The 9865-nt window shown below is 62.4% G+C and carries 11 protein-coding genes; 4 read left to right on the top strand and 7 right to left on the bottom strand.

The features are described from left to right. Positions 1-407: 407 nt before the first annotated feature. On the top strand, positions 408-836 hold the full coding sequence (locus DOM57_RS03730) for a baeRF12 domain-containing protein (RefSeq protein ID WP_110647893.1): 429 nt from the start codon (positions 408-410) through the stop codon (positions 834-836). Between the two features lie 44 nt (positions 837-880). Here the strand turns inward: DOM57_RS03730 and DOM57_RS03725 are convergent, their stop codons facing one another. Further along, entirely contained in the window at positions 881-1807 is a 927-nt protein-coding gene (locus DOM57_RS03725) for a LysR family transcriptional regulator (protein WP_110647892.1), read from the bottom strand. A 138-nt stretch (positions 1808-1945) separates the two neighbouring features. Here DOM57_RS03725 and DOM57_RS03720 point away from each other — a divergent pair, with 138 nt between their 5' ends. Beyond that, positions 1946-2725 carry a ferredoxin--NADP reductase gene (locus DOM57_RS03720; protein WP_110647891.1) on the top strand — a complete coding sequence of 260 codons (780 nt, stop codon included), beginning with the start codon at positions 1946-1948 and terminating at the stop codon, positions 2723-2725. A 51-nt stretch (positions 2726-2776) separates the two neighbouring features. On the opposite strand, the gene glnK is transcribed toward DOM57_RS03720, so the two are convergent. The 3 genes from glnK to DOM57_RS03705 all read right to left on the bottom strand — a co-directional run bounded on the left by glnK (position 2777) and on the right by DOM57_RS03705 (position 4900). Then, positions 2777-3115 carry a P-II family nitrogen regulator gene (glnK, locus tag DOM57_RS03715; protein ID WP_035476361.1) on the bottom strand — a complete coding sequence of 113 codons (339 nt, stop codon included), beginning with the start codon at positions 3113-3115 and terminating at the stop codon, positions 2777-2779. Positions 3116-3285: 170 nt separating this feature from the next. Beyond that, positions 3286-4536 carry an ammonium transporter gene (locus DOM57_RS03710; protein WP_110647890.1) on the bottom strand — a complete coding sequence of 417 codons (1251 nt, stop codon included), beginning with the start codon at positions 4534-4536 and terminating at the stop codon, positions 3286-3288. A gap of 25 nt (positions 4537-4561) precedes the next feature. Then, positions 4562-4900 carry a P-II family nitrogen regulator gene (locus DOM57_RS03705; protein ID WP_110647889.1) on the bottom strand — a complete coding sequence of 113 codons (339 nt, stop codon included), beginning with the start codon at positions 4898-4900 and terminating at the stop codon, positions 4562-4564. Positions 4901-5146: 246 nt separating this feature from the next. On the opposite strand from DOM57_RS03705, the gene DOM57_RS03700 reads away from it, so the two are divergent. Both DOM57_RS03700 and DOM57_RS03695 read left to right on the top strand, forming a co-directional pair. Beyond that, positions 5147-5461: an accessory factor UbiK family protein gene (locus tag DOM57_RS03700; RefSeq protein ID WP_110647888.1), complete on the top strand. Its 315-nt coding sequence runs from the start codon at positions 5147-5149 to the stop codon at positions 5459-5461. A gap of 130 nt (positions 5462-5591) precedes the next feature. Continuing rightward, complete coding sequence (locus DOM57_RS03695) at positions 5592-7112, top strand: YifB family Mg chelatase-like AAA ATPase (protein WP_110647887.1); 1521 nt, start codon at positions 5592-5594, stop codon at positions 7110-7112. A gap of 16 nt (positions 7113-7128) precedes the next feature. On the opposite strand, the gene DOM57_RS03690 is transcribed toward DOM57_RS03695, so the two are convergent. Genes DOM57_RS03690 through DOM57_RS03680 form a run of 3 tightly spaced genes read right to left on the bottom strand, consistent with a single transcriptional unit; the run spans position 7129 to position 9787 of the window. After that, positions 7129-8241 carry an aminotransferase class I/II-fold pyridoxal phosphate-dependent enzyme gene (locus DOM57_RS03690; RefSeq protein WP_110647886.1) on the bottom strand — a complete coding sequence of 371 codons (1113 nt, stop codon included), beginning with the start codon at positions 8239-8241 and terminating at the stop codon, positions 7129-7131. A 50-nt stretch (positions 8242-8291) separates the two neighbouring features. After that, the gene (locus DOM57_RS03685) at positions 8292-8798 is read right to left on the bottom strand and encodes a hypothetical protein (protein WP_162619441.1); all 507 of its coding nucleotides are present in this window, start codon (positions 8796-8798) and stop codon (positions 8292-8294) included. Continuing rightward, a complete protein-coding gene (locus tag DOM57_RS03680) occupies positions 8795-9787 on the bottom strand; it encodes an alpha/beta hydrolase (RefSeq protein ID WP_110647884.1) in 993 nt (330 codons plus the stop codon). The genes DOM57_RS03685 and DOM57_RS03680 overlap by 4 nt, the downstream gene beginning before the upstream one ends. Positions 9788-9865: the final 78 nt, after the last annotated feature.

Raw genomic sequence — 9865 nt, 5'->3', positions numbered from 1 at the left:
ACCTGAATAGTTACCGCGATTCAAAGCCTGCTTCGATGCCCCGTCTTTGATGGGGCATCGTCATTTCCGGTTCGGGTTGAGGGCGGGAGGAATCTGGACCACGCTTAGGGTCTGTTGACGTTTCAGCGCGAACCGCGTTGCTGCGCCAAATGGCGCCAGGCCAGGCGCGGGATGCCGAGAAGGGTGGTTCCCTTTTCCAATCCCGCAACGCCGCATGGCGCCATTTGCCGCGCAACCCGAAGGGCCGGGCCAGGTTTTGCACGGTGCTGCGTTATTCGTCGTTCATTTGGAATGACCAAACTACGCTCCTCATGTCTTGCCCCGCACAAAAACTGGCTCCGGCGCGGTCGTGCATGAAACGCCAACAGACCCTAGGCATCCGATCCACGGAACAGGAGAGATAGAGCATGGACAAGATTTATGTCGTTGCCGCCGACGCTTCCCGCGCCCGTATCTTTGCCCGCGAAGCCCGCGTTCTGCGCGAAGTGGATACCCTCACTCATTCTGAGTCCCGTCTGCACGCGGGGGATCTGCGTACCGGAGGCGAGGGCGCGGCATTTTCCGGCCCCGGTTCCAGCCAGCGCCAGACCGGGAACGACGAGGCGACCTCGGAAAAACAGGCCGCGTTCTTCGCCAAGGAAGTGGCGAGTTATCTGCGTGACGCTCGGACTCAGGGCAAGGTCGACGAAATGATCCTGATTGCCGAGCCCAAGTTCCTGGGGGCGTTGCGCGACAAGCTGGACAAGCCCACGCTCGACTGCGTGACCCGGACTCTCGACAAGGACCTGTCGAAGGCCAGTGAAGAAGAGATCGCCGACAAGCTGGGCTGGCGCTGAGCGATTCCCGGCGGTGCCCCTGATGGCTACCGGCGATGATCGTCTCACGGTATCGCCGGCAAGTCGATTTCATCGCTGCGCTGGATGCCGGCAGTCATTTCGCGACATAGACGCAGGAATTCCCGCATCGCCGTGGTGAGATACTTGTGGCGGTGCCAGATGAAGGCAAAGCTACGGCTCAAATCCAGTTCGGGGGTCTCGATCGGCACGAGACTGCCGCGACGAAAGGCGTCACGCAGTGCCAGCCTCGACACGCAGCCGATGCCCAGGCCCGATTCCACCGCACGTTTGATGCCTTCCGTATGCTCCAGTTCCAGCAGGATATTGAAACGCCCACGCCGGTGTCGCATGGCGTGTTCCAGCGTACGTCGTGTGCCCGAGCCGACCTCGCGCATGATCCAGGCCTCGCGCAGTAGACGCTCGATGTCCGCGCTGCCTTCGCTGGCCAGTGGATGGCGCGGCGAGCAGAACACCGTCAGATCGTCCTCGATCCAAGGCTGGATGACGATATCGTCATGCTGGCAATCGCCTTCGATCAGGCCCAGGTCGAGCTCGTGAAGCGCGACGCGTTCGATGATCGAGGCCGTATTGCGCACCTGCAGCCGAACCCGGCTTTCCGGATAGCGCTGCATGAAATCACTGATCAGCAGCGTAGCGAGATAGTTGCCGATGGTCAGGGTGGCGCCGACGTCGAGCGAGCCGATGCCGCGCTGTCCCTTGAGCAGCTCCTCGATCTCTTCGCCGCGATCCAATAGCGCGACTGCCTTGGGCAGTAGCTGAAATCCCAGCGCGTTGAGCTTGAGACGCTTGCCCAGTCGATCGAGAAGCTGACAATCGAACTGTCGCTCCAGCTCGGCCAGCGCCGTACTGGTCGCCGATTGCGACATGGAGAGCGACTCGGCTGCCCGGGACACGCTCTGGTGCTGCGCGATGGCGACGAAGACCTCCAACTGACGCAATGTATAACGCATGGCAGACGCCTATATCGGTAAAATCGATAAACCTTATCCAAACAATTCGCTTAACAGAATATCGCGTTCTTTTTATAGTTCCATCATCTAGTTAGGCATCCAACTTATAGCTTAGAGTTATTTCTATAGGAGCTTTTGATGAGTAAGCTGGCGCTCGAGGAAGTCATCAGCGTTCACCACTGGAACGACACGCTATTCAGTTTTCGCACCACCCGCGAGCGCAGCCTGCGCTTCAAGAACGGTCAGTTCGTGATGATCGGCCTGGAAGTGGAAGGCAAGCCGCTGCTGCGAGCCTACTCCATCGCCAGCCCCAACTACGAGGATCACCTCGAGTTCTTCAGCATCAAGGTCCCGGATGGCCCGCTGACCTCGCGCCTGCAGCACCTGAAGGTGGGCGACCAGGTCATGGTCAGCCGCAAGCCGACGGGAACGCTGGTCTGCGACGATCTGCTGCCTGGGCGCAATCTCTATTTCCTCTCTACTGGCACTGGCCTGGCACCGTTCATGAGCTTGATCCAGGACCCGGAAGTCTATGAGCGCTTCGAGAAGGTCGTGCTGATTCACGGCGTGCGCACCGTCAGCGAACTCGCCTACGCCGATTTCGTCTCCAGGGAACTGCCGGCGCACGAATATCTTGGCGACGAGATCCGCGACAAGCTCGTTTACTACCCGACCGTGACTCGCGAGGAGTTCCACACCATGGGGCGTCTGACCGATCACATTCGTAGCGGCAAGCTGTTCGAGGATACCGGTCTACCGCCGCTCGATCCCAAGCAGGATCGCGCCATGATCTGCGGTAGCCCGGCAATGCTGGACGAAACCAGCGGTCTGTTGGACGAACTCGGCTTCTCCATCTCGCCGCGCATGGGCGNNNAAACCCCATCAGGCGTTCGCCGGATGGGGTTTTTCTTTCTTTAATCTTCTCTCTTCCAGCCGCGAAGCGGCGATCTTCCAGCTTATCTCTGTGGTTTAAACCGCGTCCTTGCCGGTTTCGCCGGTGCGGATACGGATGACCTGCTCCAGCGGCGAGACGAAGATCTTGCCATCGCCGATCTTGCCGGTGTTGGCGACCTTGGTGATCGCATCGATGACCTGATCGCTCATGCTGTCGTCGACGGCCACCTCCAGCTTGATCTTGGGCAGAAAATCAACCACATACTCCGCGCCGCGGTAGAGCTCGGTATGGCCTTTCTGGCGACCGAAGCCTTTGACTTCGGTGACGGTGACGCCTTGAACCCCGATTTCCGACAGAGACTCACGCACGTCGTCCAGCTTGAAGGGTTTGATGATGGCGGTAACCAGTTTCATTGGGGGTTCTCCTCGCGTGCGATAGACGGATGGCTGCGCGCCCGTATCCTGTGAATAAGTCTTCAATGCCCGGCGACTCTTATCTTAAGCATACACCGCCATTTGCAGGAATTAAAAAAGGCCCCCCGAAGGGGGCCAGGGGAGCACGCCAGCTCACTCGGTGTATCGGCTTACTTCTTGCCGACGTTGAATTCAGGATAGGCTTCCATACCGCATTCGGCGATATCGACGCCTTCGTATTCTTCTTCTTCGGAAACCCGAATGCCCATGACTGCCTTGATGATACCCCAGACGATCAGGCTGGCAACGAAGGTCCAGACGAAAATGGAGACAACACCCAGCAACTGCGCGCCGAAGGTGGCATCACCGTTGGAGAAGGGCACGGCAATCAGGCCCCAGATACCGACGACGCCGTGAACGGAAATGGCGCCGACCGGATCGTCGATCTTGACCTTGTCCAGCGTCACGATGGCAATGACCACCAGTAAACCACCAACCGCTCCGATAAGGGTAGCACCCAGAGCGCTGGGCGCCAGCGGTTCGGCAGTAATGGCGACCAGGCCGGCCAGGGCACCGTTGAGGGCCATGGTCAGGTCCGCCTTGCGGAACCACAGCTTGGCCAGGATGAGCGCGGCGATCACGCCACCGGCGGCAGCGGCATTGGTATTGACGAAGACCTGAGCTACGGCGTTGGCTTCATCGATATTGGACACCATCAGCTCGGAACCGCCGTTGAAGCCGAACCAGCCCAGCCACAGGATGAACGTACCCAGCGTGGCTAGCGGCAGGTTGGCGCCCGGAATGGCATAGATCGCGCCGTTCTTGCCATATTTGCCCTTACGTGCGCCCAGCAGCAGAACACCGGCCAGTGCCGCCGTGGCGCCACACAGGTGAACGACCCCGGAACCGGCGAAATCCTGGAAGCCAGCTGCATCGAGGAAGCCGCCACCCCACTTCCAGTAACCCTGGATCGGGTAGATGAAACCGGTCATGACGACGGCGAAAATCATGAAGGCCCAGAGCTTCATGCGCTCGGCAACGGCGCCGGATACGATAGACATCGCCGTGGCGACGAATACGACCTGGAAGAAGAAGTCGGAACGGGCGGAGTAGTAGACGTCGCCGCCACTGCTCATCACGTCATCGACGGTGTTTTCGGCACCGATCAGGAAGCCGAGGCTGGGGAAGAAGCCGCCGCTCTCGCTGGAGTACATGATGTGGTAGCCGACCAGCAGGTACATGGTACAGGCGATAGCGTAAAGGACGACGTTCTTGGTCAGAATTTCGGTGGTGTTCTTGGCGCGCACCAATCCCGCTTCGAGCATGGCGAATCCAGCCGCCATCCACATGACCAATGCACCCGTCACCAGAAAGTAGAAGGTGTCGAGCGCATAGGATAATTGCACTACTTGATCATTCATTCTTTTGTCTCCTCGTTCCGCGCCGTCAAACGGCGTCGGCCCCGCGTTCCCCGGTTCGGATCCGGATGACATCTTCGAGTGGCGTGACGAACAGCTTGCCGTCGCCGATCTTGCCGCTATTGGCGGCGTTGCGGATCGCGTCCAGCACGCCATCCACACGATCGTCCTCCACAGCCACCTCGACTTTCACCTTGGGCAGGAAATCGACGACGTATTCCGCGCCGCGGTACAGTTCGGTGTGACCCTTCTGACGGCCGAACCCTTTCACTTCTGTGACGGTGATGCCCTGGACGCCGTTGTCGGCCAGTGCCTCGCGAACATCGTCGAGCTTGAAGGGTTTAATTATGGCGGTGATGAGTTTCATCCCTTATCTCCCGTAGTCGGCTTGCGCCTTCGGGTTATAGGCAGAACATATGCCACTGCTTTTCGATCTCTTAAAAATCATGGAGTTATTTATTTTTTTTCTTGGTGTGGCATATGCATCGGCGACGGACTGACGGCTGCGTGCACCAACATCGATCACTGGTCTTTTGTTCGTGCACTTTTTGTGCGCAGGCGCTGCCGCCACACTTTGCGTATGCTTAAGGCAAGTCATCGAGGAGAGTGAAAGATGTCCGCACAGGATCGATTCGAACGCTTGGCCAAGCAGCTTGGCGACAAGCTTCAGGGCGCTTCACAAGCGCCTGGAGACATTCAGCGCAATATCCAGGGCGTGTTACGTGGCGCGATGGAGCGCATGGAGATCGTGTCACGGGAGGATTTCGACATCATGATGGAAGTGCTCACGCGTACGCGAGAGCGCGTCGAGGCGCTGGAAGAGCAGGTCGCGGCGCTGGAAAACACCATACGCAGCGAGCAGGCAGCGCAGCCCGAAGTCGAAGCGCGGACGTCGCCGGCGGATGACAGCGACGGATCCAAGCCCTGAATATCAGCCTTCGAGGTTGCGATAGTGCGTAACAAAATGTAGTCCTATAGGCTGAGGCAGATGCCGCAAAGATGGCGTCTGTCTGGCCTGTGGCAGTCGCCCCAGGTTGACGGACACCGTTGGAGGCGACATGACCCTAGCCATCGTGCGCACCCGAGCCAGCCTGGGGCTGGAGGCGCCGGAAGTTCTCATCGAAGTCCATCTGAGCAATGGCCTGCCGGGACTCACCCTGGTCGGACTACCGGAAACCGCGGTCAAGGAGAGCCGCGAGCGTGTGCGCAGCGCGCTGATCAATGCCGGTTTCGAATTCCCTTCACGTCGCATCACCCTCAATCTGGCGCCTGCCGATCTGCCCAAGGATGGCGGGCGTTTCGATCTGCCCATCGCGCTCGGCATTCTGATGGCCTCCGGTCAGGTACCGGTCGAGGCTGCCGAGCGACTCGAAATCGTCGGCGAACTCGCCCTGGATGGTACGCTGCGGGCCGTCACCGGCGTGTTGCCCACGGCGCTGGCTGCCCGCCGTGCCGGTCGCGGTCTGATCGTACCGGTTGCCAATGCCGATGAAGCGGCCTTGGCGGAGGGTGTGGAAGTGCTTGCGGCGGGGCATCTGCTCGATGTCGTCGGGCACTTGCTGGGCCGCGAGAAACTGTCACCGCACCAATATAGGGCGCCGCTGCGGGAACGGGGCACCGAGCCGGACATGGCCGATGTCAAAGGCCAGCATCAGGCGCGTCGTGCGCTGGAAGTCGCCGCGGCCGGCGGCCACAACCTGCTGCTGGCGGGGCCACCGGGAACCGGCAAGACCATGCTGGCCAGTCGCCTGGCGGGCATCCTGCCGCCGTTGACGCGGGACGAAGCGCTGGAAGTCGCCGCGGTGCGCTCGGTATGCGGCCTGTCGATCATGGATCGCTGGGGGCTGCGCCCCTTTCGCAATCCACACCATACCTCGAGTAGCGTTGCTCTGGTCGGCGGCGGCTCGAGACCGCGCCCGGGCGAGATCTCGCTGGCCCATCACGGTGTGCTGTTCCTGGATGAGCTGCCGGAGTTCGATCGCCACGTGCTGGAGGTGTTGCGCGAGCCGATGGAGTCGGCCCAGATCCTGATTTCCCGTGCCAATCATCAAAGGCGTTTTCCCGCCCGCTTTCAGCTCGTCGCGGCAATGAACCCCTGTCCCTGTGGGCATCTGGGCGATCCCCGCCAGCGCTGCCACTGCAGCCCGGCCCAGATTCAGCGTTATCAGTCGCGGTTGTCCGGGCCGCTGCTCGACCGTATCGATCTGCAGGTGGAGGTTCCGGCACTGCCAGCGACGCAGCTGACCGACCAGACGCCGGGGGAGTCGTCGGCCCGCGTGCGCGAACGGGTGCTCGAGGCGCGCCGGCGCCAGCAGGCCCGCGGTGCGCTCAACGCGCATCTGCCCGGCCCCGAACTGGAAGCGGCCTGCGCTTTATCCGCTACCGAGCGCCAGTGGTTCGCCGGCGTGCTGGACCGGCTCAATCTCTCGGCCCGCGCCTACCATCGAGTGCTGCGCGTGGCGCTGACGCTGGCGGATCTGAGTGGCGAGACGCGGGTCGGCAAGGCCCAACTGATGGAGGCGATCGGCTATCGCCAGCTGGATCGCATGCTGAAGGCCAACGATCCCATGGGGGCCTGAATCCGGGAAGAACGGCTCAGCTCCCGCTTTGCAACGCCGAGGCCAGCGTCTCGAGCCGCCCCGGTACCAGGGCATCCTCCAGCGCGCTGATGCGCAGCAGATGGCCTAGCGCGGGATGCGCCGGCCGATGGATCAGCGTGCCTTCCGCCAGCAGTCGGCGATGCGCTTCGACAGCCTGATCGGCATTGGCCAGGCGTAGACTGACGAAGTTGGTGATGCTGGGCAGCACGTCCGCGCCTTGCTCACGTAGCCAGTCGCTCAGTGCGTCCCGGCGCGCGATGACGGCGGCGACATGCTCTCGCGTTTCGTCGGGGTGATGCAGCATGGTTTCCGCCGCCGCCAAGGCCAGGGACGAAACGGCGTAGTGAATCCTCACTTTCATCAGCATCGCATGAGTTTCCGGCGTGGCGATGGCATAGCCCACCCGCAACCCGGCGAGACCGTGAGCCTTGGAGAAGGTACGCAGGCGGATCACGCCGGGCCAGATGGCACTGGCCGCCGGCTCCCAAGCGTCGTCGCGGAAATCGTGATAGGCCTCGTCGAGCACCAGGGCGCACTCGTCCGGCAGTGCATCGCGCAGGGCGAGTACGTCGGCATCGCCGTGCAGATGCCCGCTCGGGTTGTCCGGGTTGGCGAGATAGACCACGCGGGCGCGCTCGCGTCTGGCCGCCTCGGCCAGGGCGGCGAGATCCGGTGCCAGATGGCCCGGGCCGCTGGCGTAGTCGATCTCCACCTGACGACAGCCCTGGCCGCGCACGAAGTAGCTCCAGGTCGGATAAGTGCCGGCGCTGGTAATCACCGTGCTGCCCTCATCGCAGAGCGCACGCAGCGTCAACGCCATCAGGCTGTCGGCGCCGGCATCGATCAAAAGGGCTTCCATCGGCAGCGCCAGACTCCGGGCCAGCAGTTCCCGCACCTGCCAGGCCTCGGCGTCGCCGTAGGTGCGTGCCAGGTTCGCGACCTCGTGACCGAACCGGGCGGCAAGCGCCCGATGCGGCATGTCGAGCCCTTCATTGGAGCCGATACGATGGGGCAGCGCGTGGCCGAGTTTGCGTTCGAGCGCCTGCAGGCCGGGAAAGGGATTGTGTGGGCCGTCCTGGCGTTCGAGATGGCGGGCAAAGCGTGACATGAAAATACCAATCGATTGACGTGAAAGGGAAACGTCGCCATGAGCCACGCTCACGGCGATGCCTCGGACTTGGCCGGCAGGGCGTCGAGGTCCAGTGCGCCGCTGGCCTGCCATTGCCAGTGCGAGGCGGGATCGCTCGGACGCGACAGGTCGAATTGCAGGGTATAGGGCTGCAAGGTGCGGTCACTCAAGCGCAGCGGCGGCGCATCGGCGCTGAGGCGAGCCTGAAGCAGCCACTGGTCTTCCATCGCGCCCCGGGGCGAATTTGGTACCCAGTCGAGTACGTGGGGCGAGTCTTCACGACTCAGCAGGGCTCGCCCCAGCGCCTCGTTGAGCGCAGCGGCGCTGATGGGCAGCGCCTCGTCGACCTCCGCCGGGCGCATCAGGATCGTCGTCGACGCCGTGCGATCGGGTGACCACGGCGGGGAGGCCAGCAGTCCCTGCGCCGCGCTGGTAGCCAGGCCGCGTAGCGCCTCGCGGGAGGTCGGTGGGGGCTGGCTGAGCCCGGCACAGGCAGCCAACGCCAGCAGCAGGCACCCGATCCCCAACCCTCTCATGACGACGCCGAGGCCCGAGGATGGTCGACCGCAAAGCGGGTCAAAAAGTCATCCAGTTCGCTGAACAGCACTTCTCGGATGGCGTCCGCCTCGTTGACCAGATGGTGGCGGGCCAAGGGGTGGCGCACGATTCGCGAGCGGGGAAATTTCCGCCGCAGCGCCTTGAGATTCCAGCTCCAGTCGACCGTCAGATCCTGCTCGCCCTGCAGGATCAATACCGGCAGCTCGCTGGGCGGACGCTTGAGTAGCGTCGGCATCCAACGGCGCATGGCGGTGACCCAGGTCAGCGCCAGGCGGTCATCCTGCAGCGGATCGTGCAGCCGCAGGAAGTCCGCGAATGCGATATCGGTCGTGTTGGCGCGATACTTGCGCGGGATCGTATCGACGAAAGGGCTGGCGAGGCTATGCAGCCAGCGTGATTGATTCCAGCCCCAGGGACGCACCAGCGGCGCCAGCAGTACCAGTGCTTGCCAGGGCGCCTGGGTGCCGCGCGCCAAGGCGTCGGTGGCGACGATCGACGCGCCGGTGCTCTGGCCGATCGCCAGCCACGGCCCCGGTGCCAGATCCAGCTCGGCGATCTGCGTTTCGATGGCGTTCAAGCACATCACGTAATCGGTAAAATCGTCAATGGTGGCGCGTGCGCCGCTGGATAGACCATGGCCGGGCAAGTCCCACATCACCACCTGCCAACCGTGGGCCAGCAAACGCTTGAGCAGATGTCCGTAGAGTCCCAGATGGTCGAAATAGCCGTGCACGACGAAAATGGTGCCGCGCGGCGCCGGCGGTGCCCAGATCTGACACCACAGATCGAAGGTCTTGCCCGATTCTCCCGTTGCCGGCAGGAAGCCGGCGTGCAGCGTCGTTTCGCCGTGGGCATTCAACAGCGGGGTCAATCGATAGTGATCGAGGTAAGCGGCCAATGGCGAACCGGTTGGGGTCTCGATAGGGTGGATGGGACCGAGTGCCTTCAAGGGCGAAAAGTCGTGCATGCGCGAGTCTCCTGATACGGTCATGCTACTCGTCGTACACCTTCGAGACCATGATGGGGCGGGACTGCGTGGCGAAGA

The sequence above is a fragment of the Salinicola peritrichatus genome (genome assembly GCF_003206715.1).
In the GTDB taxonomy this organism is placed as follows: domain Bacteria; phylum Pseudomonadota; class Gammaproteobacteria; order Pseudomonadales; family Halomonadaceae; genus Salinicola; species Salinicola peritrichatus.
Note: the sequence above shows the minus strand (reverse complement) of the source record. Positions and strands in the feature narration are given on the sequence as shown.